The sequence below is a fragment of the Roseococcus sp. SDR genome (assembly GCF_019083995.1).
Classification (GTDB): Bacteria; Pseudomonadota; Alphaproteobacteria; order Acetobacterales; family Acetobacteraceae; genus Roseococcus.
Genome location: NZ_JAHRCU010000006.1, coordinates 155,615 through 178,880, shown reverse-complemented (window position 1 = coordinate 178,880; position 23,266 = coordinate 155,615). Strand labels below are relative to the sequence as shown.

The window sequence follows — 23,266 nt, the reverse complement described above, 5'->3', positions numbered from 1 at the left end:
TGCCATGCTGGTCGCATGCATGGCAGAATCCTGATCATCAATCCCAACTCCAGCCAGGCCTGCACGGCGGGCATCCGCGAGGCGGTGGCGCCCTTCGCCGGGCCGGGCCTGCCGCGGATCGAGGTGACGCAGCTGGACGAGGGGCCGCCCGCCATCGTCACCTGGCGGGACTGGTTCGGCGTGGCCGAGCCGCTGTGTTGCCGGATCGAGGCGGAGCCGGCCGAGGCCTATGTCATCGGTTGCGTCAGCGATCCGGGGCTGGAGGCGGCGCGGGGCGTCACGGACAAGCCGGTGGTGGGCATGTTCCGCTCGGCGGTGGCGGCGGCGCTGACGCGGGCGGAGCGCTTCGGCATCATCGGCTTCACGGAAAAGTCGCTGCCGCGCCAGCGCCGCGCCCTGCAATCCATGGGCGTGGAGGGCAACATGGCCGGCTGGATTCCGCTGAACCTGCCCATGCATGTGCTGACCGACCCTGTGGCGCCGCAGGCGCGCATCGCCCAGGCGGCGCGGCAGCTGGCGGACCAGGGCGCGGAGGTGATCGTGCTGGGCTGCGCCGGCATGGCGGGCCATGTCGGCGTGACCATGGAAGCGAGCGGCCTGCCGGTGGTGGAGCCCTGCCAAGCGGGGGCGGCCGCCGCGATGCTCGCCGTGGTGGGTGCGCGCATGCCGGCGCTGCTGTCCGCGTGAGCGCCGATCTGCTGCGGCGCTACTACGCCGCCTTCAATGCCGGTGACTGGGAGGGCATGCTGGCCTGCCTCACCGAGGATGTGGCGCATGACGTGAACCAGGGCGGGCGGGAAGTGGGCCGCGCGGCCTTCGCCGCCTTCCTCGCGCGCATGGAGCGCTGCTATCGCGAGCGGGTGGAAGACCTTGTCGTGATGGTCAGCCCCGACGGCACGCGCGGGGCGGCCGAATTCGTGATCCATGGCACCTACCTCGTGGCGGATGAGGGGCTGCCGCCGGCGCGGGGGCAGGGTTACGTCCTGCCTGTGGGCGCCTTCTTCGAGATCCAGGGCGGGCGCATTGCGCGGGTGACGAACTACTACAACCTGCAGGACTGGCTGCGGCAGGTGGGCGGCTGAGCGCCCCATGTTCCGCCGCGTGATGGTCTATGTGCTTGCGGCGCTGCCGCTGCTGCTCATCTTCGCCGTCTGGTGGCTCTACACGCCGGACAAGCCGCGTGCCGAGCTCGAGGCGCGCTACGCCGCGGCTCCCTCCCAATTCCTGGAGCTGAACGGCGTCCGGCTGCATATCCGCGACACCGGGCCGCGCGCGGCGCCATCGGTGCTCTTCCTGCACGGCTTCGGTTCCTCGCTGCACACCTGGGAGGAGGTGGCGGGTGGGCTGGAGCGCGACTTCCGCGTGATCCGGCTCGACCTGCCCGGCTTCGGCCTGACCGGGCCGGATGCGACGGGCGATTACAGCGATGCGCGCAGCCATGCGGTGATCCTGGCCTTGATGGCGCGGCTGGGGCTGGAGCGGGCGGCGCTGGTGGGCTCCTCCATGGGCGGGCGCATCGCCTGGAGCTTCGCGGCCGCGCATCCTGACCGCGTCACGCGGCTGGTGCTGATGGCGCCGGATGGCTTCGCCAGCCCCGGCATCGCCTATGACCAGCCGCCGCGCGTGTCGGCGCTGATGCGCGTGCTGCCCTATACCTTGCCCGAGGGGATGCTGCGCGGCTCGCTGCGGCCGGCCTATGGCGACCCGGCTGTGATGACGGAGGCGCTCTTCGAGCGCTACCGCGACATGATGCTGGCGCCAGGCGTGCGCCAGGCGATCCTGGACCGGATGGGCCAGCATGTGCTGCGGCCGCCTGAGCCGCTGCTGGCGCGCATCCCGGTGCCGGTTCTGCTGCTCTGGGGGGACCGGGATGCGATGGTGCCGGTGACGAACGCGCAGGATTATCTGCGCGCGCTGCCCGATGCCCGGCTGGTGGTGCTGCCCGGCATCGGCCATGTGCCGATGGAGGAAACCCCCGCCGAGGTGGCGCGGGTGCTGCGAGAGTTTCTCGCCGCACCCTGACGCGGCTCAGATCCGGAAATAGGCCGTCATCACCAGCGCGAAGCCGACCAGCGCGGTCAGCACGGGCAGGAAGATGTTGGGCATGGGCCCATCGGGATCCGCCAGCGCGATCTGACCCGCCGCCCGACCCCCGCCGGAGAAGCCGAGGCCGAAGCCCAGCACCGCCAGGATCACGGTGATCAGGCTGGCATGCTCGGCATTGAAGGCGATCAGCCCGTCGCGCGCGCTCTCGGCCGCGGCCAGCATGTCCACCGTCAGGAAAAGATGGCCGAGCAGCCAGAGGGCGGAGCCGGCGAAGACCAGCGGCAGGGCGATGCCCATCCAGCCGCCCTGCCGGCCGGTGAGCTTGCGCGTCTCGGCCAGGACGAGGGAGGCGCCCAGGAGGCCGACGGGGATCCAGATCGTCACGCTTATCTCCGAGTGGTGAGGTCGGATGTCCGTCACCACACCGGGACGCTCTTGGCAAGAGCGTCAGGCGCGCATTCGGCCCGGATTGAGCAGCCCATGCGGGTCCAGCGTCGCCTTCACGCGCCGCGCGATCGCGGCGAGCGGCGGCGGCTCCTCCGGCAGGACGGGCACGGTGGCGGCCAGGGAAGCGGGGGCACGGAACAGGGTGAAGCTGCCGCGCCCGCCGGCCGCGGCCTGCATCACCGCGCCATGCGCGTGTTCAGTGGCGGGGCCCGCCACCCAGATCAGCCCGCCGCCCCAATCGAGAAGCAGCTTGGCGTCGAAGGCGGCACGCAGCGCGATGACGGCGCGCGGCGCGGCGGAGGGGGCGACGGAGATGCGCCAGATCGCCTCATCGGGCGTGGCCCCCAGCGGTTCGGCATCGCGCACCGCGCGCCAGAGGCTGTGGGAGGCCGCGGTGTCGAGCAGCGTGGCCTCGCCCAGTTCGGCCAACTCCTCGCGCAGCTTGCCCATGCGGTAGGTCACGCTCTCGCGGAAATCCTCGATGCGGGCCAGGGCGACGGTCCCGGTGAGGCCCATGGGCGCGTGGCCGTCCATCAGCAGGGCCGCGCCGCTCACGCCATAGGGCGAGCCGAGCGCCGCACTCAGCGCCGCCACGCCGCGCGCCGCGTCCGGCACGCGGATGGCGAGCGTGCCGGTGGCCTCGGCGCGGGGCAGGACCTTCAGCGTCACCTCGGTCAGCACGCCCAGCGTGCCATGCGCGCCGGTGAGCAGCTTGCAGAGATCGAGGCCGGTCACGTTCTTCAGCACGCGCCCGCCGGAGCGGAAGACCTCGCCCTCGCCGGTCACGGCGCGGATGCCCAGCACATGGTCGCGCATCGCGCCCCACATGATGCGGCGCGGCCCCGAGAGATTGGTGGAGACGACGCCGCCCAAGGTCGCGGCCTCGCTCGCGCCGAACATGGCGGAGAGGTCAGGCGGCTCCGCGATGATCTGCTGGTTGTTCTCGGCGAGCGCGGCCTCGATCTCGGGGATGGGCGTGCCGGCGCGGGCGCGGATCATCAGCTCCGTCGGGCGGTAGAGCGTGATGCCGGTGAGGTTGCGGGTGGAGAGGGTGCGCGCGGCCTGCACCGGCCGCAGCATGGCGCGCTTGGTGCCGCGGCCTTCGATGCCGAGCGGCTCGCGCGCCGCATGGGCGCGGGCGATCTCGGCGGCCAGCGCTTCTTCCGTTTCGGGCAGCAGGAGGCTCATGCCGCGAGCTTCGGGTTGTCGGCCAGAGGGAAGACCTTGGCCGTGTTCAGCAGCCAGTCGGCGTCGAAGGCGGTCTTGATGGCGCGCTGCAGGTCCAGCTCGCGCGTCGTGAATTGCGCGGTCATCAGGTCGCGCTTTTCCACGCCCACGCCATGCTCGCCGGTCAGGCAGCCGCCCACCTCGACGCAGAGCTTGAGGATGTCGGCGCCGAATTCCTCGGCCTTGCGGAAGCTCACCGGGTCATTCGCGTCGAACATGATGAGCGGGTGCAGGTTGCCGTCGCCCGCGTGGAAGACGTTGGCGACGCCCAGCCCGTATTGCGTGCTCATCTCGCCGATGCGCTTGAGCACGTGCGGCAGCTCGCCCGTCGGGATGGTGCCGTCCATGCAGAGATAATCGGGGCTGATGCGGCCCACCGCCCCGAAGGCGCCCTTGCGGCCCTTCCAGATGGCGAGCGACTGCTCGGCGCTTTCGGCGAGCTTCATGCTGATCGGGTTGAAGCGGGCGCAGATGTCGCGGATCTTGCCCAACAGCATGTCCTGCTCGGCATTGCTGCCCTCGACCTCGATGATGAGCATGGCCTCGGCATCCAGCGGATAGCCGGCATGGGCGAAGGCCTCGCAGGCATGGATGCAGGGCTTGTCCATGAATTCGAGCGCGACCGGGATGATGCCCGAGCCGATGATGGCATCCACCGCGGCGCCGGCGACCTCGACGGAATCGAAGGCGGCCAGCATGGCGCGGGCGCCCTCCGGGCCGCGCAGGATGCGCACGGTCACGTCGGTGACCATGCCGAGCTGCCCCTCGCTGCCGGTGATGAGGCCGAGCCAGTCATAGCCGGCCGCATCCAGGTGGTTGCCGCCGATCTCCAGCACCTCGCCCTCGATGGTGACGAAGGTGACGCCCAGCAGGTTGTTCGCGGTCACGCCGTATTTCAGGCAATGCGCGCCGCCGCTGTTCATCATCACATTGCCGCCGATCATGCAGGCGAGCTGGCTCGAGGGGTCGGGCGCGTAGAAGAAGCCATCGCCCTCCACCGCCTTGGTGATGCCGATATTGGTCACGCCGGCTTCGACCACCGCGTAGCGGTCGTCCAGGTTGATCTCCTTGATGCGGTTCATCCGCATCAGCCCCACCACCACGGCGTCCGCCAGCGGCAGCGCGCCGCCGGCGAGCGATGTGCCCGCGCCGCGCGGCACCACGCGGATGCCGTTCGCGTGGCAATAGCGCAGCACCTGCGCCACCTCCTCCGTCGTGCGCGGCAGGGTCACGGCGAGCGGCATCTGGCGATAGGCGGCGAGCCCATCCGTCTCATAGGGCTTCATGCGGATCTCCTCGCCGATCACCGCATCGGCGGGGAGCAGGCGGCGGAGGTCGGCCAGGATCGTCTCGCGCCGCGCGAGGATCTCGGGCTTGGGGGCAGGAAGGCTGATCATGGGGCGCGGTCCGCGGGTGAATCCGGCCTGCAACATGTCGTCGGGGGGGCTTTCCCGCAAGCGGTCCGGCCCGCATGCTTTCCAGCCCTCTCGCCCGGAGCCCCGCATGCCGACCTGGCGCGCCAGCCTGCCCATGTACAACCTGCCCGAGATGCGGGCCGAGAACACCGCCTTCTGGGCCGCGCTGCGGGCCGAACTGGGGGCGGAAGGCATGACCCATCTGCCGGCGGAGCTGAGCTTCGACCGCCCGCCCGTGCCCGGCGCGATCGAGGCCGAAAACCTCTTCACCCAGGTCTGCGGCTATCCGTTGCAGACCATCTTCCGGGGGCAGGCGCGGCTGCTCGGCGTGCCGACCTATGCGGTGGAGCATTGCGCGCCGGGGCGGCATGCGGCGGTCTTCATCGTGCGCGCCGATGCGCCCTACCAGAGGCTGGCGGACCTCAAGGGGGCGGATTTCGTCTTCAACAGCCCGCATTCCAATTCGGGGATGAACCTGCCGCGCCTCGCGCTCGCGCGCATCGGTGCCCGCGCCCCTTTCTTCGCCTCCATCCGCGAGACGCACAGCCACCCCGCCAATGTGGAGCGCGTGGCCAAGGGCGAGGCGGATGCGACCTGCGTGGACAATGTGACCTATGCGTTCATGGCGCGGCACCGGCCCTGGGTGCGGGAGACAACGCGCATCCTGGCGCCCACGCCCAGCACGCCCGCCATCCCCTTCGTGACCGCCATCACCACGCCGGAGCCGATCGTGGCCGCGCTGAAGGCGGCGCTGCTGCGCGTCGGGCGCGATGCGCGCTGGGCAGAGGCGCGGGCGGGGCTGATGATGGCGGAGATCCTGCCGCCGGAGGTGGCCGACTACCCGGAGCAGATCCGCCACGAAGCGGAGGCGGCCGCGCTGGGCTATCCGGAATTTCGCTGAACGGAATGTTCCTTGACCGCAATGGTGGGCGGGCGCAGCCTTTCCCCAAAAGGTTGGAGGAAGATCCATGCGCCGCATCGCCCCGCCCCTGCTGGCCCTCTGGGCCATGCTCGGGCTCCCGCTCGCCGCCGCGGCCCAGACGGCGCCGCCCACCGCCCATACCTTGGAGCAGGTGCGTGCCCGCGGCACGCTGGCCTGCGGCGTGAACGCCAATACGCCCGGCTTCACCACGGTGGACAGCCGGGGCGAGTATCGCGGCTTGGTGGCCGATCTCTGCCGTGGGCTGGCGGCGGCCATCTTCGGCGATGCGACCAAGCTGCGCTTCGTGCCGCTCTCCTTCGCCACGCGCTTCACCGCGCTCGGCGCGGGCGAGGTGGACCTGCTCTTCCTCACCAGCACGCAGACCGTGCTGCGCGACACGACGCTCGGCCTGCGCTTCGTGCAGCCCTATTTCTATGACGGGCACGGCTTCATGGTCCGGCGCGACGCGAATGTGAGCGAGGTGCGGGGCCTCGCCGGTGCCACCATCTGCCTGCAGCCTGGCACGACGAATGAGCAGATTACGGCCGAGTATTTCCGCAGCCAGAACCTGACCTTCCGCCCCGTGCTCTTCGAGCAGAACGAACAGGTGCGCGCGGCACTCGCCGCCGGGCGCTGCGACGCCTTCGGCTTCGATGCCTCGGGCCTCGCCGCCATGCGCTCCTCCCTGCCGGACCCCAATGCCTGGGTCATCCTGCCGCAACTCTTCTCGAAGGAGCCCTACACCGCCGTCATCCGGCGCGGCGACGAAAGCTGGTTCGAACTGGTGCGCTGGTTCACCTTCGCCCTCTTCGAGGCGGAGGAGGCGGGCATCACCGCCGCCAATGCGGATGAAATGCGCCGTATCACGCAGGATGCGAATATCCGCCGCCTGTTGGGCGCCGTGCCCGAGGTGGGCCAGGCGCTGCGCGTGGACCCTGCCTGGGCGCTGAACGCCATCAAGGCCATCGGCAATTACGGCGAGCTCTATGCCCGCCACCTGGGCCCCCATACGCCGCTCGCCATGCCGCGCGGCAGCAACGAACTCTGGACGCGCGGCGGGTTGCATGACGCGCCGCCCTTTCGCTGAAAAAGGGAATTACAATGCGGTCACGCCGACAACAGATCGGTTGACTCGGGGCGCGGTCCCGCCCGACCATCCTGCTCAGAAAAGCAAGGTTGAGGCAGGCAAAGCATGAAGTGGGATCGGACCATCCGAGCCGCGCTGGTCGCGGCATGTGCGATGTTCGTGGGAACGGCAGCCCAGGCCGGCCCGACGCTGGATCAGATCCGCGCGCGCGGCACGCTGATCTGCGGCATCCATACGGGTGTGGCTGGCTTCGCGTTGCCCGACAGCCGCGGCACCTGGCAGGGGCTGGATGTGGATCTCTGCCGCGGCCTGGCCGTCGCCATCTTCAATGACGCGTCCAAGGTGCGCTTCGTCCCGCTCTCCTCCTCCACGCGCTTCACGGCGCTGGGCTCGGGCGAGATCGACGTGCTGTTCCGCACCTCGACGCAGACCATGCTGCGCGACACGACGCTCGGCCTGCGCCACGTGACCACCTATTTCTACGATGGCCACGGCTTCCTGGTGCGCAACAGCCTGGGCGTCCGCCAGGTGCGCGAGATGAACGGCGCCACCATCTGCCTCATCCAGGGCACGACGAATGAGCAGGTGACGGCGGATTACTTCCGCAGCATCAACGTGCCCTTCCGCCCCGTGGTCTTCGAGCGCACCGACCAGGCGGCCGCGGCGCTGCAGGCTGGCCGCTGCGACAGCTTCGGCTCCGACGCCTCGCAACTCGCCGCCGTGCGCTCCACCATGCAGAACCCGCGCGAATGGACCGTTCTGCCCGAGCGTTTCAGCAAGGAGCCCTACGGTGCCTATGTCCGCCGCGGCGATGATGACTGGTTCGAGCTGGTGCGCTGGTACACCACCGCGCTGCTGGAAGCCGAGGAACAGGGCGTGACCCAGGCCAATGCCGAGCAGATGCGCCGCACCAGCACCAACCCCAACACGCGCCGCCTGCTGGGCGTGACGCCGGAGCTGGGCCAGGCATTGAAGTTGGATCCGCTCTGGGCCTACAATGTGGTGCGCGCCATCGGCAATTACGGCGAGCTGTATGAGCGCACGATGGGAGAGAATACGCCCGTGGCATTGCCGCGAGGCCCGAACAACCTCTGGACCAATGGCGGGCTGATGTACCCCCTGCCGATGCGATGACCAGGGTGACGAGATAAGGTCCGGCCCCGACACAGGGCCGGATCACTCGCGGCGAAAGCCGGGACTGAGCCCCCTTCGGCCGCAAGGTCGGGGGGGTTTTTCGTTGGGCCGGGCGGCTTCGCGTCAGAGGGTGAAGAGGCGCCCATGCTGCGGCATGGCGTCCGCGATGCCGCAGGCCCTGAGCGCGCGCCAATAGCTGACCGGGTTGCTGGCCAGCACCGGCTTGCCCAGTTCACGCTCTGCCGCCCGCGCCACGCCGGCGAAGGGCAGGCCGGTGCCGACCTGGATGATGGCGTCCACCTCCGCGACGTTCAGGTCAGCGACGGCGGCGCGCATGCGGTCCAGCGGCACGCGGCCGATCGAAGCGGGGCTCGGCGCGCGCAGGCCGATCAGGCGCACCACCTCATGCCCAGCCTCCTCGAAGATGCGGCGCGCGGCGGCGTCGCCCACCGGCAGGAAGGGCGTGAGCAGGCCGATGCGCACCTTTCGGCCGAACAGCGCATCGAGCGCGATGCGGATGGCGGAGGTGTAGTCGGTGACGCCACAATGCAGGCGCTCGCCCACCTCGCGCACCAGGGCTTCGCCGGCGGCGCCCCCGCCCACGAAATTCTCGACCATGACGCCGAGGATGACGTGGTCCGGCCGGCAGGGCACCAGCGTCTCCACCGCGCCCATCAGCCCGCCCACCATGGCGGCGCGCACGGCCAGCGTATCGGCATCGGCCGCCACGCGCTGCTCCGGGTTGGCGATGCGGGCATGGGCGTTGATCACGCCTTCCAGGCGGAGGTCATCCATTTCGGCCTGGACGGCGGTGTTGGTGGCCGGGGCCACCACGCCCATGAGGCAGCGGTGGCCGAGCGTATCGCGCGGGTTGATCTCGGTCATGCCGCGCAGATTGTGGTCAACCGGGGTTGACCACAATCCTCGCAGATCATGCTCCCCTCCTGGGAGGATGATTCACCGCTTCGGCGAAGCCGCCTCCGCGGATCATGCTCCCGCTACGGCACCACCCCCGCCGCCTGGTTCAGGCGGGAGCGCGCGCGGCTGGCGGCGATGCTGGCCGCGCCCTCATCATTCGCCGCCTCCAGCCGGAGCTGGCGGACGCGGAACAGGTCGAAGGTGCCGGTCTCGCCCGCGCGGAAGGCGCGCAGCGCGATCGCCTCCTGCTCGCGTGCCAGGGCCAGGCGCTGGCGGGCGATGCGCAGCGCCTCCTCGCTCGTGCGCAGCTCGGCCTGGGCGCGGGCGGTGGCGGCCTGCACCAGGCGCCGCGCCTGGGTCAGTTCGGCCGTCGCGCGGGTGATGTCGCTCTCGGCCTCCGCGCGGCGGGGCGCGTTGCGGGCCTCCGTGGCGAGCGGGATGCGCACGCGCAGGCCAAGGCTTGTCGTGTCGCTCATTCCCGTGCCGCCCTCCTGCCGGCCGAAGAAGCCGAGTTCCGGGTTGTCCATCGGCGTGGCGGCGACGAGGCGCTGGCGTGCTTCCGCATGAGCCAGCGACGCCTCCGCCGAAACCACCGCCGGGTGGCGGGCGGCCTGGCGCGGCGTCTCCACCGGCAGGTTCGGCTCCAGCCCGCCGGTCAGCGTGCGATAGGCCTGGACGGCCTGCGCCGCCGCCGCATCGGCCTGGGCGAGGGCAAGTTCCGCGCTCAGCGTTTCGTTGCGCGCCAGCAGCGCCTCGGTGGGCGGGATGTCGCCCAGATCGGCGCGGCGGGCCACGTCGCGGGCGATCTCGCGCGCCGTGTTCAGGCGCTCGCGCGCGAGCTGGGCGGAGCGGCGCGCCTCGGCCGCGTCCCACCAGGCCTCGCGCAGCAGCCCGGCGACTTCGAGGCGGCGCAGGGCGATGCGGCCATCCACCTCGGTCACCGCGCCATCCACCGTGCCCTGCAGCGCGCTGCGCTGGCCCGGCAGCCACATGGGGGCCGCGATCTCCAGATCCGTCTCGCGCACCTGGCCCGGCCCCTGCGTGCCGGAGCGGAAGGAGCCGCCCAGGGCCGGGGAGCCCGCGATGGGCGAACGCGCGGTGGCGCCGCGAGCGGCCGCCGCGCCGCGCTGCGCCTCCAGGCCGCGGAAGCCGGCATCCAGCGCGAGCGCCGCCTCCAGATGCCGCGCGAGCTGGCCGTTCCCATTCCCCTGGGCCTGCGCGGCACCCATGGGCAGGATCACCGCGGCCAGCACCGCCGCCACCGCCGCCGCCGGCGCCTTCACCCGCGGCAGGGCGAAGCGCTCATAGAGGATGGGCAGCAGGATCAGCGTCAGGCTCGTCGCCGTCACCAGCCCGCCGATGACGACGATGGCGAGCGGCCGCTGAATCTCGCTGCCCGGGCCGGTGGCGAACAGGAAGGGCACGAGGGCGAGGGCCGCGATCATCGCCGTCAGCACCACCGGCGTCATGCGGCGCTTCGCCCCCTCGCGCACCGCCTGTTCGAGGCTGAGGCCTTCCTCCGCGATCAGGCGGTTGATGTAGCTGATCAGCACCACGCCGTTCAGCACCGCGATGCCGATGAGCGTGAGGAAGCCGACCGAGGCGGGCACCGAGATGAACTCGCCGGAGGCCCAGAGCGCGATCACGCCGCCGATCAGTGCGAAGGGCACGTTGCAGAAGACCAGCGTGGCCTGCCGCACGCTGCCGAAGGTCAGGTAGAGCAGCAGGAAGATGGCGCCGAGCGCGATGGGCACGACGATGGCGAGCCGCGCCTGGGCGCGCTGCTGGTTCTCGAACTGCCCGCCCCAGATGAGGCGGTAGCCCTGGGGCAGCTGGACGCGTTCGGCCACGCGCGCCTGCGCCTCGGCCACGAAGCCGCCGATGTCGCGGCCGCGGACATTGCTCAGCACCGTCGCGAAGCGTTCGGCCTGTTCGCGGATCACCTGCACGGCACCCTCCTCCTCGCGGATTTCCGCCACCTGGCTCAGCAGCACCGTGCCGCCGCCCGGGAGTGCGATCTGCACGCGGGCGAGGTCGGCGGCGGAGCGGCGCAGCCCCTCCTCGCCGCGCAGCAGCAGCGGGATGCGGCGGTCGCCCTCCAGCACCTGGCCGACATTGCGGCCATCCACCCAGACGCGCAGCGCCTCCTGCACATCGCTCGCGTTCAGGCCGAGGCGGCCGGCGGCGAGGCGATCCACGCGGACCGTCAGGTACTTCATGCCCTCGTTGCGCAGCGCGAAGACATCGGCGCTGCCGGTGACACCGTTGACGGCGGCCGCGACCTCGCGCGCGATGCGGTTCAGCTCCGGGATGTCGGGGCCGACGACCTTGATCACCACGTCGCCGCGCGCGCCGATGATCATCTCCTGCACGCGCATGTCGATGGGCTGGCTGAAGGAGAAGCTGGTGCCGGGGAAGCCCTCCAGCACCTGGCGCACCTGGTCGAGGATCCAGGGCGTGCCGCCACGCTTCGCCTCATCCCGCCATTCCTCCGGCGGGGCGAGGGTGAAGAACATGTCCGTCTCGTTCAGGCCGACCGGGTCGATGCCGAGTTCGTCGGCGCCGGCGCGGGACATGATGCCGCGCACCTCGGGCACGCGGGCGATGATCTCGCGCGCGATGCGCTGGTCGGTCTCGGCGGCTTCCTCGACGCCGATGGTGGGGTGCTTGCGCACCGTCACCACCGGTGTCCCTTCATCCATGACGGGGATGAAGATGCTGCCGATCCGCGTGAAGGCGAGGCCGGCGAGGACGAGCCCGATGCCGGCGGTGGCCGCGACCCGGAAGGGGCGCGCCATGGCCCATTCGAGGAAGGGGTCATAGGCGGCGTGCAGCTTGCGGACCAGCCAGGGCTCCTTATGGTGGCCGCCCTTCAGCAGGAAGGCGCACATCACCGGCACCACCGCCAGCGCCAGCGCCAGCGCGGCGACGAGCGCGAAGGCGATGGTGAGCGCGACCGGCCCGAAGAGCCGGCCTTCCAGCCCCTGCAGCGAGAGCAGGGGGACGAAGACCGCGATGATGATGATGACGCCCGAGACGAGGGGCACCATCACCTCGCGCGTCGCTTCCGCCGTGAAGCGGATGCGCTGGGCGAGGGTGAGCTTGGCCATCTTCTCCATGCCGAAGCGATGCGCCGCGTTCTCCACCACCACCACGGCGCAATCCACCAGCAGGCCGATGGCGATGGCGAGGCCGCCGAGCGACATGATGTTGGCCGAGAGGCCGAAGTAATTCATCAGCCCGAAGGTGACGAGCACGGCGAGCGGCAGGCTGAGCGAGACCACCAGCGCCGCCCGCCAGTTGCCGAGGAAGAGGATCAGCAGCACGACGACGAGCGCGATCGCCTCCAGCAGCACCTTCTGCACGGTCCAGACCGCCTTCCCGATCAGGTCGGCGCGGTCATAGAAGACGACGAGGTTCACGCCATCCGGCAGGGCGTTCTGGATGGCGGGGAAGCGCGCGCGCGCCCCTTCCACCACCGAGCGCGCATTGGCGCCGCGCAGGCCGAGCACGATGCCCCAGACCGCCTCGCCCTCGCCGTCGCGCGTCACCACGCCGTTGCGCGGCAGCGCGCCGAAGCGCACATCGGCCACATCGCCCACGCGCACCACGCCGGTGGGGCGGGCGGCGAGCACGATGGCGCGCACGTCTTCCAGCGACTGGATGCGGCCCTCGGCGCGGACCAGCAGCGCCTCCTCGCCGTCGCGGATGCGGCCCGCGCCGTCATTGCGGTTGTTGCGCTCCAGCGCCTCCTCCAGCATGCCGGTGGAGATGCCGCGCGCGGCCATGGCGGCGGGGTCGGGGACGACCTCATAGGTGCGCACGAAGCCGCCCAGCACGTTCACATCGGCCACGCCGGGCACGGCGCGCAGCTGCGGGCGCACCACCCAGTCCATCAGGGTGCGCGCCTCGGTGGGGGAGAGGTTTTCGCCCTCCAGCGTGAACATCAGCATCTCGGCGAGCGGCGTGATGATGGGGGCGAGGCCGCCCGAGACGCCGTCGGGCAGCTGGTCCTCCAGCTCGTTCAGCCGTTCGTTCACCTGGGCGCGGGCCCAGTAGATGTCGGTCCCGGCGGAGAATTCGAAGGTCATCAGCGTGACCGAGAAGCGCGTGACCGAACGCATGAAGACGAGGTTCGGGATGCCGCGCATCGCGAGCTCGACCGGGGCGGTCACGCGGCGCTCCAGCTCCTCCGGCGTGAGGCCCGGCGCGCGCATGGAGACGAGCACCTGCGTCGGCGCCACGTCGGGGAAGGCGTCGATCGGCAGGGCCCGGTAGGATTGGAAGCCCCAGACGGCGAGACCGAGGGCGGCGATGAGCACCAGCAGCCGCTGGCGCAGCGCCGTATCAACAAGCTTTCCGAGCATGGTTCAGCCCCCATCCGCTTCGGAGAGCTCGGCGAGCAGCGCCAGCAGGCCGCGCGTGGCGATCTGGTCCGTGGGCGCGAGCCCGCCGCGGATCGAGGTGAATTGCGCCGTCTCGTTCAGCACGGTCACGGGGCGCGCGGTGAAGCCGGTGGGGGTGCGGATGAAGACCCAGCTGCGCTCACGGTGGCGCACCACGCTGCCGGCGGGCACGCGGTATTGCGGCATGCCGTTGCCGCGCAGCTGCAGCGCCACGGTCACCGCCTGGCCGGGGCGCAGCGCATCGGCGCCGCGATGCATCTCGGCCACCGCGGTCACGCTCTGCGTCGCGGCATCGGCGGTACGGCCGATGCGCAGCACGAAGCCTTCCGCGCCCTGGGCCGGAACGAGCACGCGGGCATTGGCTTCCAGCGCGGGCGCGCGGGAGAGTGGGACCTGGATGTTGATCCAGAGGGTGCTGAGGTCGCCGATGGTCATCAGCGGCGCGGCCTGGGCGACGCGCTCGCCCGGCGTCGCGGCGCGGCCGAGGACGACGCCCGAGACCGGGCTCGTCACCGTCAGCCCCTGCTGGATGCGGCGGGTGCGGCGCAGCTCCGCCACCTCCGGATCGCTGAGACCGAGGAGGTTGAGCAGCTGCGTGCGCTCATCCAGCGCGGCGGCGGCCGCCGTCGCCTCGGCGCGGGTGACGATCAGGCGGCGCTCGGCGATCACGCGCTCGCGATACAGCTCTTCGTCGCGGCGGAGCTTTTCCTGGGCGAGTTCGGCGCCGGTCGCGGCCTCGAGGAAGAGGCGCTGCGCCTCCACCAGCTCGGTGCTGCGCAGCCGGGCCACGGCCTGGCCGGCGCGCACCCGCTCATCCGGGGCGACGAAGAGGCTTTCGATCAGGCCCGCCGCCGGGGCGGCGATGACACGGAGCTGCGTCGGCGGCACCACCACCTGGCCGGGGAGGAGGATTTCGGAGGGGCCGGTCTCGGGCTCGACGCGGCCGATTTCGAAGCCGCCGGCGCGGAACTGACGGTCATCCAGGCGGATCTGGATATCGGGCGTGCCGGGTTGCGCGAGGGCGGGGCGCGCCACTGGCGGTTGCAGGGCGGCAAGCAGAAGCATGGGCGCGCACAAGCGGCGCGCGATGCGGACGGGCATCACGACTCTCCAAATACAGGTCCTCTGGAGAGCGCACGGCTCAGCGCTCAGGGTCCCGGAGCGATTCCGGAAGTCGGCTCAACAGGCCCCTTGGACTGGTGGGGCGTGCCGCATGCCTGCGATCTCCAGCGCCGGCCGACAAGATGACATTTGGTTCATCTGTCGGAAGGTTTCAAGTCCCGGCGGGGCGGGGCATTACAGGGGCCTGCCTTGATCCCGCCTGAACCAAGGCTTGCGCCAAACTGAACGGAGCCCTCGCATGATCATCCTCGTCACCGGCGCCACCGCCGGCTTCGGCCGCGTCATCGCCCAGCGCTTCGCCGGCACGGGCGCGCGCATCATCGCGGCCGGGCGCCGGGCGGAACGGCTGGAGACGCTGCGCGCGGAACTGGGCGCCGATCGCCTCCTGCCGCTCGTGCTCGACGTGCGGGACCGCGCCGCGGTGGCTGCCGCCATCGCGGGCCTGCCGGCCGACTGGGCCGAGATTGACGTTTGCGTGAACAATGCGGGCCTCGCCCTCGGCCTTGCCGGCGCGCAGGAGGCGGACCTCGATGACTGGGACGCGATGGTGGACACCAACATCAAGGGCCTGATGTATGTGACGCGCGCGGTGCTGCCGGGGATGGTGGCGCGCAACCGCGGGCACATCATCAACCTGGGCTCGACGGCGGGCGAATTTCCCTACCCCGGCGGCAATGTCTATGGCGCGAGCAAGGCCTTCGTCCGCCATTTCAGCCTGAACCTGCGGGCTGATCTCTGGGGCACCAAGGTGCGGGTGACCGACATCGAGCCGGGCCTCGTCGGCGGCACGGAGTTCAGCAATGTCCGCTTTCATGGCGACGATGCGAAGGCGGCCGGCGTCTATGCCGGGGCCGAGCCGCTGACGCCCGAGGATGTGGCGGAGGCCGTGCACTGGTGCGCGACGCTGCCGGCCCGCGTGAACATCAACACGCTGCAGATGATGCCGGTGGGCCAGGCCTTCGGCCCGCTGCGCGTCCACAAGGAATGAGCGGCACGACGCCGCCCGTCCCGCCGCGCCACCGCGGCGACATCCCGGCCACCGAGCTTCTCGCCAAGGCCAGCCGCAGCCTGCTGGAGGTCTGGGGCGAGGAGATGTTCCGCAATTCCGGCACGCTGCTGGAGGCGCTGGGCCAGAAGCTGATCGTCTTCAACCGCCCGGCCGCCATCGAGGCGGTGCTGGTGACGCAGGCGGAGGTCTTCGCGGCCAAGCCCGCACAGCTCTCCAAGCTGCTCGTGCCGCTGCTGGGCGAGGGGCTCTTCGTGGCAGAGGGCAGGGCCTGGGCGGGCCGGCGCGCGGGGGTGGAGCGCGCCATGGCGGGCGCGCTGGAGAGCACGCCGGATGACTGGGCCGCCTGGCCCGCGGGCGCGACGCTCGACGTGATCGCCGAGATGGAGCGGATCTCGGCCAGCCTGCTGCTGCGCCTGATCTTCGGCAGCGCGGCGGATGACCCGCGCGAGATGATTCGCCTCGCCCGTGCCTATCGCGGCAAGATCAGCGGGGCCGGGCTCGTCACCCTCCTGGCCCTGCCGGAGCCGCTGGTGCGGCTGCGCCTCGGCGGCGATGCGAAGCGCATCCGCGCCCTGGTCGAGCCGCTGCTGGCGCAGGCGCGGAAAAGCGGGCAGGGGCTCGCCGCCGCGCTGCCGGAGGCGGGCGCGCGGGATGAGGCGATCTCGCTCTTCGCCATCGGTCATGAGGCGCTCTCCGGCCTGCTCGCGGCCGCGTGTTTCCTGCTGGGCCAGGCACCGGAGGTGGAGGCGGCGCTGCACGCGGAACTCGATTCCGGCAACGAGGACGGCCCCTGGCTGCGCGCCGTGCTGCAGGAGGCACTGCGGCTCTATCCGCCACTGCCGCTGATCGCGCGCGTGGCGGGGCGGGCGACGCAGGTGGGCGTGCTGCCCGTGCCCAAGGGCAGCATCGCCTTCGTGTCGCCCTGGCTGGTGCACCGCCACGCCGACCATTGGGAGGCGCCGGATGAGTTCCGTCCGGCGCGCTTCCTGCCCGACGCGCCGCCGCCCAGGCCCTTCACCTACCTTCCCTTCGGCCTCGGTGCCCGGCATTGCGTGGGCGAGGCCTTCACCATGCAGGCCGCCATGCGGGTGCTCGCGCATCTCGCGCGGCGCGTTCGGCTGCGCCCGCTGCCCGGGCCACCCGTGGTGCCGCGCGCAGGGCTGACACTCTCGCTGGCCGAGCGCTTGCCCATGCGTCTGGAGCGGCGGGCCGATTGTCCCCTCTGATTGCCCTGGGGGCTGATCCGCGCTTCAACCGGGGCATGACCATCAGCCTCGCCGAAGCCCGCGCCCTTGCCGCCGCCGCCCTGACCGCCGCCGGAGCCAATCCGGAGATGGCGGCGTTGACCGCCGAGGCCCTCGTGGCCGCCGAGGCGGAGGGGCAGGGCGGCCACGGCCTCTCCCGCGTTGCGATGTATGCGGGCTTCCTGCGCGAGGGGCGGGCGGATGGCGCGGCCCTCGCGCGCGTGACGCGAGAGCGGGGTGGGGCGGCCCTGGTGGATGCGGGCAACGGGCTTGCCTATCCCGCGCTGCGCCTGGCCGAGGAAGAGGCGGCGCGGCGCGCGGCGGCGCATGGTGTTTCCTTCATCGCCATCACCAACAGCCATCATGCGGGCGCCATGGCTTTGCCCGTGCGGCGCCTCGCGCGGCGCGGGCTGGTGGCGCTGGCCTTCACCAATTCGCCCTATGCCATGCCGGTGCCGGGGGGCAGGCGCCCGCTGCTGGGCACCAACCCGGTCGCCGCCGCCTTCCCGCGCCGGGATGCGGCGCCGATGGTGGTGGACCTCGCCCTCTCCGAGGTCGCGCGCGGCAAGATCATGGTCGCCGCCAAGGAGGGTCGGCCGATCCCGGAGGGCTGGGCGCTGGATTCCCAAGGCCGCCCGACCACCGACGCCAAGGCAGCGCTGGATGGCGCGATGCTGGCCATGGGCGGCGCCAAGGGCGCGGCGCTGGCATTGGTGGTGGAGGTGCTCTGCGTGGCGCTGGGCGGGGCGGCCTTCGGCTTCGAGGCGGACAGCTTCTTCGCCCCCTCGCCCAACCCGCCGCGCCTGGGCCACGCGATCCTGGCGGTGGACCCCGGCGCGCTGGCGGGAAGCGACGCTTTCCTGGACCGGATGGAAGCCCTGGTCACGGCCATGCTGGGCGATGAGGGCGTCCGCCTGCCCGGCGCGCGGCGAGACGGGCTCACCGCCCGCGCCGAGGACGCTGGCATCGCCGTGCCGGAAGCGCTGTTGGCGCAGCTCAAGGCCATGGCCGATGTCTGAGTTCCGTGGCGGCTACGGCCCCTCCGCCTATCCGCCGCCGCCCCGCCGGCCGGAGCCGCAGCGCATCTGCGGGGTGAATGCGGTGCGCGCCCTCTTTCTCCGCCGGCCGGAGGCGGTGCAGCGGCTGCATTACCTGGCCGAGCGCCGGCCGGTCGCGGGGCCCCTCTGCCGCTATCTGGCGCGGCACCGAAAGGCCTATCGCGAGGTGCTGGAGGATGAGCTGGCGAAGATCGCGGGCACCGAGCACCATGGCGGCATCGTCGCCATCGCCGATCCGCGCCGCGCGCTGCCCATCCCGAACCCGCCGCCGCCCGTGCTCTTCGCCGCCCCCGTGCTGCTGGTGCTGGACGGTATCGGCAATCCGCACAATCTCGGCGCCATCGCGCGCGCGGCCGCCTTCTTCCACGCCAAGGCGCTGCTGCTCTCGGGCGACCAGCGCCAGGCGGATCTCTCGGACGCCGCCTTCCGCACCTCCGAGGGCGCGCTGGAGCACCTGGCCGTGTTCCGCGCGGAGGACCTGGGCAGCACGCTGCGGCGTTTCTCGGGCCAGTGGCATGTGGTGGGCGCCGTCGCCTCGGGCGGGCTGCCACCGGCGCGGATCGCGCGCAACAAGCCCATCGCGCTGGTCATGGGCGCGGAGGAGACGGGGCTCTCGCCCGAGATCCTGGCCTGCTGCGCCGAGCGCGTGACGCTGCCGGGCTCGGGCCTCGTCGAGAGTCTCAATGTTGCGGCAGCCACGGCGGTGCTGCTGCACGCCTTGCAGGCCTGACATCCCGGGAAACCTCTTGAACGCCTGCACGCGGGGCGTGCATGGTCCCGGCCAGATGCCAAGCGCCCCCTTCCAGGCCGAGACCGAGGCCGGCCGTCTCGTCCTGCGCTTCCGCGGCACGCTGGACACCGCCGCCGCCACGGCCGGCTGGGAGGCGGCGCATCGCGCGGCGCGGCCGGGCGATCCCCTGACGCTGGACGCGGCCGGCGTGACGCAGCTCGATTCCGGCGGCGCCGCGCTGCTCGTCTCGCTGGCGCGCCAGGCCGGCGCGGCCGAGTGGCGCGAGCCGACGGAGGCCGCGCCGCGCGGCGCCCTGGAGCGTTTCCGCAAGGCCATCCCGCCCGAGCCGCCGGCGCCCGCGCCCCGGCCCTTCCGCCCGCTGACCATGATTGGCGCCGCCACGCTGGACCGGCTTCGCGCCGTGGCAGCGCGCATGGCCTTCCTGGGCGAGACGGTGCTGGCATCCCTTCGCCTCATCCCGCGCCCCTGGCGGCTGCGCTGGGCCGAGGTGATGCGCCACCTGGACGAGGCGGGCACGCGCGCCTTCCCCCTCTGCATCCTGCTCGGCACGCTGATCGGCGTGATCCTGGCTTTCCAATCCTCCGTTCCCATGCGGCAATTCGGCGCGGAGATCTTCATCCCGCAGCTGGTCGGCATCTCGCTGACGCGCGAGCTGGGGCCCTTGCTCGCCTCGATCATCCTCGCCGGGCGCACCGGCTCGGCCTATGCGGCGGAACTCGGCACCATGCGGGTGAACGAGGAGGTGGACGCGCTGAAGATCATGGGGCTCGACCCCGTGGCCTGGCTGGTGGTGCCGCGGATTCTCGCCTCCACCCTGGTCATGCCGGCGCTGGCGATGGTGATGAACGTCACCGGCATCCTCGGCATGATGATCGTGATGGCGACGCTGGGCTTCCCGCCGGTCGCCGTGCTCAACCAGCTCGAGCAATGGCTCTCGCTGGAGGATCTGGCCGGCGGCCTGGGCAAGGCCGCGATCTTCGGGCTGGCCATCGGCTATATCGGCTGCCAGGCGGGCTTGTCCGCCGGGCGTGGGCCGCGCGCGGTGGGCGATGCGGCGACCGCCGCCGTGGTGGGCGGCATCGTGGCGCTGGTGGTGCTGGACGGCCTCTTCGCCATCCTCTTCTTCCGGCTGGGCTGGTGATGGTGGAAACCCCCCCGACTCCATCCCAGGGCGCGCCGGCGGTGCTGACGGCCGAGGGTGTGGCCATGCGCTTCGGCGCGCGCACCATCTTCAAGGATGTGACCTTCGAGGTCCGCCGCGGCGAGGTCTTCGTCATCCTCGGCGGCTCCGGTTGCGGCAAGTCCACCCTCCTCAAGCTGCTGATCGGGCTGATGCCGCCCTCCAAGGGCAAGATCCGCGTGCTGGAGGGCGACTGGACGGGGCTGGAGGGCGAGGCGCGGCGCGCGCTGCTGCGCCGCATCGGCGTCATGTGGCAATCGGGCGCTCTGCTCGGCTCGCTGACGCTGGCCGAGAATGTGATGCTGCCGATCGAGGCGCACACCAAGCTGCCCCAGGCGGCGCGCGCGCTGGTGGCCAGCGCCAAGCTCGGCCTGGTGGGCCTGGGCGATGCGCAGGACCGGTTGCCCGCGGAAATCTCGGGCGGCATGCTCAAGCGCGCCGGCATCGCGCGCGCCATGGCGCTGGACCCCGAGATCCTGTTCCTGGATGAGCCGAGCGCGGGGCTCGATCCCATCACCTCGGCGGGGCTTGATGCGCTGATCCTGTCACTCGCGCGGGAGACGGGGACGACCTTCGTGGTGGTGACGCATGAGCTGCAATCCATCCTGGCCATCGGGGACCGCTGCATCATGCTGGACAAGGAGGCGCAGGGGATGATCGCCGAGGGCGACCCGAAGCGGCTGCGGGACGAAAGCGAGCACCCCACGGTGCGCGCCTTCTTCCGGCGGGAGGTGATGTAGATGGCGAGCATGCGCAGGATCCAGCTCTCGGTCGGGCTGCTGGTGGTGGTGGGGCTGGCACTCCTGGTGGGGGTGGTGCTGTTCCTGACGCAGAACCGGCTGAGCCGCAGCGACGTGATGTTCGAGACCTATATCCGGGAGAGCGTGCAGGGGCTCGAGGTCGGCTCGCCCGTGCGGTATCGCGGCGTCTCGGTGGGGCGGGTGACCGAGATCGGCCTTGCTTCGGCCGAGTATCGCCGGCCGGAAGGCGAGGCCTTCGCCGCGGCCTTCCAGCTCGTGGTGGTGCGCTTCGCGGTCAGCCTGACGCGGGTGGGCGACGTGCCCTCCACCGATGACGCGGTGGCGGCGGGGCTGCGCGCGCGGCTGGCGAGCCAGGGCATCACCGGCGTCGCCTATATCGAGCTGGATTTCCTGGATGCCGATCGCTATCCGGTGCCGACGCTGCCCTGGACGCCCCGCTTTGCCTGGATTCCGGCCGTGCCCTCGACGGTGGCGCAGGTGACCAGCGCGGCCGAGATGGTGCTGCGGCAGATCCAGGGCATCGACTTCGCGGCGGTGGTGGCGAACATCAACGACCTCTTCCTCGATCTCCGGCGGCAGACCGATACGGGCGAGGTGGCGGTGGCGCTGCGCGAGGCGGCGACGCTGATGCAGGAGCTGCGCGCCATCGCGAGCCAGGCCGATGTGCCGGGCGCGGTGTCTGAGCTGCGCGCCACGGCCGGCGCCATCAAGGGCCTGGCCGATGGGGCCGAGGTGCGGGAGACGCTCACCGCCATGGGCGCCGCCGCGCAGGATCTGCGGCGGGCGACGGCGCGGCTTCCGGGGACGATCGGGCAGCTCGATTCCAGCCTGCGGGCGGCGCGCAACGCCACCACCGATGTCCAGGCCGAGCTGGCGCCCCTGCTGCGGGATCTGCGCGCCGCCACCGCCAATCTGCGCGAGACGACCGAGGCGCTGCGGCGCTCGCCCTCCCAGGCCTTGTGGGGCGCGCCGCCCCCGGCCCCGCCCGGAGCCACACGATGAACCGCCGCATCCTCCTTGGCCTGCCATTGCTGGCCGGCTGCTCGGTCCTGCCGGACCGGCCCTTCATCGAATCCCAACGCTTTGCCCTGTCTCCTCGGCGGGAGGGGCCGCCGGGCGCGCGGCTGCGCCAGGCCCTGCTGGTGCGGAGCATGCGGGCCGCCCCGGGGATGGAGCAGCGCGGGCTGCAGCGGCTGCGTGGCGCGGGGCAGGTCGAGGTGGCGCCCTATGAGGAATGGCTGGCACCCCCGGCCGAATTGGCGGAGCTGGCGCTGCGGCAATGGCTGCTCGCCTCGGGCCGCTTCACCGCGGTGACGGCGCCCGGTTCACGTTTGGCGACTTTTCTTGTTTTAGAGACAGAGTTGGTGGCGCTCCAGGTGGGGCCTGATGGCGCCCGAGCGAGCTTGGCGGCGCTGCTTCTGGCGCAGGCGGGTGGGCTGGGTGACGCCCGCGCCCTTGGACAAACCGTTGTGGAAGGCCGGTCTCCGGTCGCGTTGGAGGCGGGCGCGGCGCAACGGGCCGCGGCGATGCAGGCGGCGCTGGGCCAGGCCTTCGCCGCGCTCGAGTCCTGGATTGTCTCTCTAGTCTAAGTTTAGGAACGGCGTTAACCAAGAATATACGCTTTTCCCGACATATTCTCAAAATGGAGACTTTGCTCTGATTTGAGCATCAGCCATTCTCGGCCTGGGGAATATGGGGGATTAAGATGAGTACCACGTGTAGCAATACGTGGGACGAGGTCTGGGCGGAGTTTGACGCTCGCCAGGCCGCTCGTTCCGAAATGTCCAACCCGGCGGGGATGGTGGCGGGGGCCACCCAAACCGCCCCGCGGCGGGACCCGGTGGGCCGTTTGCGTGGCCTCATCCAGGCCCGGCAGAGCCGCACCGGCGCCATCCGGCGCTCCTTCCTGGAAGATTCGGTCGAACGCTGGAGCACCGAGGCCGAGCGCCTGCGTGCCGCCCAGGCCGCCCGCCGCCAGGTGCAACCCAAGCGGGGCCTTGGGCGCTTCAAGCGCGTCCTGGCCGTCATGGCCTGTACGCTGGTCGCGGTCTATGCGGGCTCGCCCGTCGCTTCCGCCGTGCAGGTGGCTGCCGCGATCCAGCGCGGCGATGCGGCGGCGCTGGCCCACTACATCGACTGGAACACGCTGCGCCCCGCGCTCAACGCGGCGCTCGCCGCCGAGACGCAGCGCAACTCCACGGCACCCATGCCGGACTTCATCACCGGCATGGCGCAGGACATGGCCGAGCGCCTGGCCTCGCCCGCCGGCCTCGCCGTGCTGCTGAACGAGCGGCTCGCCGCCGGGGGCAGCCAGCCGGCGCGGGATATGCTCAGCCGGGTGCGGCTGGTCGAGGCCGGGCTGTGGGAGGTGACGCTCACCTCGGTCAACGTGCCCGACCGCTCGGCCACGCTGACCCTGGCGCTCACCGACCCGATGCGCCTGCGCTGGGAGGTCCAGGCCATCCAGCTCCCGGCGCAGCTTCCCGCGCGGCTGCGGTAAGCGGCGGAAACCAGATCCCCCCCGGGATGGCCGGGAGCG

At 71.5% G+C, this 23,266-nt stretch carries 21 protein-coding genes; 15 read left to right on the top strand and 6 right to left on the bottom strand.

The genetic code is table 11. From position 1 onward, the window contains the following. Positions 1-15 precede the first annotated feature (15 nt). Genes KTR66_RS09065 through KTR66_RS09055 form a run of 3 tightly spaced genes read left to right on the top strand, consistent with a single transcriptional unit; the run spans position 16 to position 2,022 of the window. Entirely contained in the window at positions 16-687 is a 672-nt protein-coding gene (locus tag KTR66_RS09065; RefSeq protein WP_213612254.1) for an aspartate/glutamate racemase family protein, read from the top strand. Further along, positions 684-1,082, top strand: coding sequence for a ketosteroid isomerase-related protein (locus KTR66_RS09060; protein WP_213612253.1), 399 nt, complete (start codon positions 684-686; stop codon positions 1,080-1,082). The genes KTR66_RS09065 and KTR66_RS09060 overlap by 4 nt, the downstream gene beginning before the upstream one ends. 7 nt (positions 1,083-1,089) lie before the next feature. Continuing rightward, positions 1,090-2,022: an alpha/beta fold hydrolase gene (locus tag KTR66_RS09055; RefSeq protein WP_249731968.1), complete on the top strand. Its 933-nt coding sequence runs from the start codon at positions 1,090-1,092 to the stop codon at positions 2,020-2,022. Positions 2,023-2,028: 6 nt separating this feature from the next. Here the strand turns inward: KTR66_RS09055 and KTR66_RS09050 are convergent, their stop codons facing one another. From KTR66_RS09050 to KTR66_RS09040, 3 genes are all read right to left on the bottom strand, one after another. Beyond that, positions 2,029-2,430: a hypothetical protein gene (locus KTR66_RS09050; RefSeq protein WP_213612252.1), complete on the bottom strand. Its 402-nt coding sequence runs from the start codon at positions 2,428-2,430 to the stop codon at positions 2,029-2,031. Between the two features lie 63 nt (positions 2,431-2,493). Then, positions 2,494-3,681 carry an FAD-binding protein gene (locus KTR66_RS09045; RefSeq protein ID WP_213612251.1) on the bottom strand — a complete coding sequence of 396 codons (1,188 nt, stop codon included), beginning with the start codon at positions 3,679-3,681 and terminating at the stop codon, positions 2,494-2,496. Then, entirely contained in the window at positions 3,678-5,117 is a 1,440-nt protein-coding gene (locus KTR66_RS09040; RefSeq protein WP_213612250.1) for an FAD-linked oxidase C-terminal domain-containing protein, read from the bottom strand. Before KTR66_RS09040 ends, KTR66_RS09045 begins: the two co-directional genes overlap by 4 nt. A gap of 106 nt (positions 5,118-5,223) precedes the next feature. Between KTR66_RS09040 and KTR66_RS09035 the strand changes: the two genes are divergently transcribed. The 3 genes from KTR66_RS09035 (at position 5,224) to KTR66_RS09025 (ending at position 8,278) form a co-directional block, all read left to right on the top strand. After that, a complete protein-coding gene (locus KTR66_RS09035) occupies positions 5,224-6,036 on the top strand; it encodes a phosphate/phosphite/phosphonate ABC transporter substrate-binding protein (RefSeq protein ID WP_213612249.1) in 813 nt (270 codons plus the stop codon). A 67-nt stretch (positions 6,037-6,103) separates the two neighbouring features. Next, positions 6,104-7,144 carry an amino acid ABC transporter substrate-binding protein gene (locus KTR66_RS09030; RefSeq protein ID WP_213612248.1) on the top strand — a complete coding sequence of 347 codons (1,041 nt, stop codon included), beginning with the start codon at positions 6,104-6,106 and terminating at the stop codon, positions 7,142-7,144. Positions 7,145-7,249: 105 nt separating this feature from the next. Then, positions 7,250-8,278 carry an amino acid ABC transporter substrate-binding protein gene (locus tag KTR66_RS09025; protein WP_213612247.1) on the top strand — a complete coding sequence of 343 codons (1,029 nt, stop codon included), beginning with the start codon at positions 7,250-7,252 and terminating at the stop codon, positions 8,276-8,278. Positions 8,279-8,401: 123 nt separating this feature from the next. On the opposite strand, the gene KTR66_RS09020 is transcribed toward KTR66_RS09025, so the two are convergent. From KTR66_RS09020 to KTR66_RS09010, 3 genes are all read right to left on the bottom strand, one after another. Further along, positions 8,402-9,163, bottom strand: a complete 762-nt coding sequence (locus KTR66_RS09020; protein WP_213612246.1) for a hypothetical protein — start codon at positions 9,161-9,163, stop codon at positions 8,402-8,404. 113 nt (positions 9,164-9,276) lie between these two features. After that, entirely contained in the window at positions 9,277-13,563 is a 4,287-nt protein-coding gene (locus tag KTR66_RS09015; protein WP_213612245.1) for a CusA/CzcA family heavy metal efflux RND transporter, read from the bottom strand. Between the two features lie 3 nt (positions 13,564-13,566). Then, positions 13,567-14,703: an efflux RND transporter periplasmic adaptor subunit gene (locus KTR66_RS09010; protein ID WP_213612244.1), complete on the bottom strand. Its 1,137-nt coding sequence runs from the start codon at positions 14,701-14,703 to the stop codon at positions 13,567-13,569. A gap of 259 nt (positions 14,704-14,962) precedes the next feature. Between KTR66_RS09010 and KTR66_RS09005 the strand changes: the two genes are divergently transcribed. The 9 genes from KTR66_RS09005 to KTR66_RS08965 all read left to right on the top strand — a co-directional run bounded on the left by KTR66_RS09005 (position 14,963) and on the right by KTR66_RS08965 (position 23,227). Next, positions 14,963-15,712, top strand: a complete 750-nt coding sequence (locus KTR66_RS09005; protein ID WP_213612243.1) for an SDR family NAD(P)-dependent oxidoreductase — start codon at positions 14,963-14,965, stop codon at positions 15,710-15,712. Further along, the gene (locus KTR66_RS09000; protein WP_213612242.1) at positions 15,709-16,959 is read left to right on the top strand and encodes a cytochrome P450; all 1,251 of its coding nucleotides are present in this window, start codon (positions 15,709-15,711) and stop codon (positions 16,957-16,959) included. Before KTR66_RS09005 ends, KTR66_RS09000 begins: the two co-directional genes overlap by 4 nt. After that, on the top strand, positions 16,947-17,996 hold the full coding sequence (locus KTR66_RS08995) for an Ldh family oxidoreductase (protein ID WP_249731967.1): 1,050 nt from the start codon (positions 16,947-16,949) through the stop codon (positions 17,994-17,996). Before KTR66_RS09000 ends, KTR66_RS08995 begins: the two co-directional genes overlap by 13 nt. Beyond that, a complete protein-coding gene (locus KTR66_RS08990; RefSeq protein ID WP_213612241.1) occupies positions 17,989-18,765 on the top strand; it encodes an RNA methyltransferase in 777 nt (258 codons plus the stop codon). The genes KTR66_RS08995 and KTR66_RS08990 overlap by 8 nt, the downstream gene beginning before the upstream one ends. Before the next feature lie 55 nt (positions 18,766-18,820). Continuing rightward, complete coding sequence (locus tag KTR66_RS08985; protein ID WP_213612240.1) at positions 18,821-19,927, top strand: MlaE family lipid ABC transporter permease subunit; 1,107 nt, start codon at positions 18,821-18,823, stop codon at positions 19,925-19,927. Further along, positions 19,927-20,706, top strand: coding sequence for an ABC transporter ATP-binding protein (locus KTR66_RS08980; protein WP_213612239.1), 780 nt, complete (start codon positions 19,927-19,929; stop codon positions 20,704-20,706). The genes KTR66_RS08985 and KTR66_RS08980 overlap by 1 nt, the downstream gene beginning before the upstream one ends. A 9-nt stretch (positions 20,707-20,715) precedes the next feature. Continuing rightward, a complete protein-coding gene (locus KTR66_RS08975; RefSeq protein ID WP_249731966.1) occupies positions 20,716-21,729 on the top strand; it encodes an MlaD family protein in 1,014 nt (337 codons plus the stop codon). Next, positions 21,726-22,316, top strand: a complete 591-nt coding sequence (locus KTR66_RS08970) for an ABC-type transport auxiliary lipoprotein family protein (protein ID WP_213612237.1) — start codon at positions 21,726-21,728, stop codon at positions 22,314-22,316. The genes KTR66_RS08975 and KTR66_RS08970 overlap by 4 nt, the downstream gene beginning before the upstream one ends. Before the next feature lie 116 nt (positions 22,317-22,432). Beyond that, the gene (locus KTR66_RS08965; RefSeq protein WP_213612236.1) at positions 22,433-23,227 is read left to right on the top strand and encodes a DUF2939 domain-containing protein; all 795 of its coding nucleotides are present in this window, start codon (positions 22,433-22,435) and stop codon (positions 23,225-23,227) included. Positions 23,228-23,266: the final 39 nt, after the last annotated feature.

Coding starts and splice junctions, on each gene's coding strand:
- KTR66_RS08985 (WP_213612240.1), top strand. CDS start 18,821: ATGCCAAGCGCCCCCTTCCAGGCCGAGACCGAGGCCGGCCGTCTCGTC.
- KTR66_RS09035 (WP_213612249.1), top strand. CDS start 5,224: ATGCCGACCTGGCGCGCCAGCCTGCCCATGTACAACCTGCCCGAGATG.
- KTR66_RS09045 (WP_213612251.1), bottom strand. CDS start 3,681: ATGAGCCTCCTGCTGCCCGAAACGGAAGAAGCGCTGGCCGCCGAGATC.
- KTR66_RS08990 (WP_213612241.1), top strand. CDS start 17,989: ATGTCTGAGTTCCGTGGCGGCTACGGCCCCTCCGCCTATCCGCCGCCG.
- KTR66_RS09020 (WP_213612246.1), bottom strand. CDS start 9,163: ATGACCGAGATCAACCCGCGCGATACGCTCGGCCACCGCTGCCTCATG.
- KTR66_RS08975 (WP_249731966.1), top strand. CDS start 20,716: ATGCGCAGGATCCAGCTCTCGGTCGGGCTGCTGGTGGTGGTGGGGCTG.
- KTR66_RS08970 (WP_213612237.1), top strand. CDS start 21,726: ATGAACCGCCGCATCCTCCTTGGCCTGCCATTGCTGGCCGGCTGCTCG.
- KTR66_RS09005 (WP_213612243.1), top strand. CDS start 14,963: ATGATCATCCTCGTCACCGGCGCCACCGCCGGCTTCGGCCGCGTCATC.
- KTR66_RS08980 (WP_213612239.1), top strand. CDS start 19,927: ATGGTGGAAACCCCCCCGACTCCATCCCAGGGCGCGCCGGCGGTGCTG.
- KTR66_RS09010 (WP_213612244.1), bottom strand. CDS start 14,703: ATGCCCGTCCGCATCGCGCGCCGCTTGTGCGCGCCCATGCTTCTGCTT.
- KTR66_RS09065 (WP_213612254.1), top strand. CDS start 16: ATGCATGGCAGAATCCTGATCATCAATCCCAACTCCAGCCAGGCCTGC.
- KTR66_RS09015 (WP_213612245.1), bottom strand. CDS start 13,563: ATGCTCGGAAAGCTTGTTGATACGGCGCTGCGCCAGCGGCTGCTGGTG.
- KTR66_RS09030 (WP_213612248.1), top strand. CDS start 6,104: ATGCGCCGCATCGCCCCGCCCCTGCTGGCCCTCTGGGCCATGCTCGGG.
- KTR66_RS08965 (WP_213612236.1), top strand. CDS start 22,433: ATGAGTACCACGTGTAGCAATACGTGGGACGAGGTCTGGGCGGAGTTT.
- KTR66_RS09025 (WP_213612247.1), top strand. CDS start 7,250: ATGAAGTGGGATCGGACCATCCGAGCCGCGCTGGTCGCGGCATGTGCG.
- KTR66_RS09000 (WP_213612242.1), top strand. CDS start 15,709: ATGAGCGGCACGACGCCGCCCGTCCCGCCGCGCCACCGCGGCGACATC.
- KTR66_RS09040 (WP_213612250.1), bottom strand. CDS start 5,117: ATGATCAGCCTTCCTGCCCCCAAGCCCGAGATCCTCGCGCGGCGCGAG.
- KTR66_RS09055 (WP_249731968.1), top strand. CDS start 1,090: ATGTTCCGCCGCGTGATGGTCTATGTGCTTGCGGCGCTGCCGCTGCTG.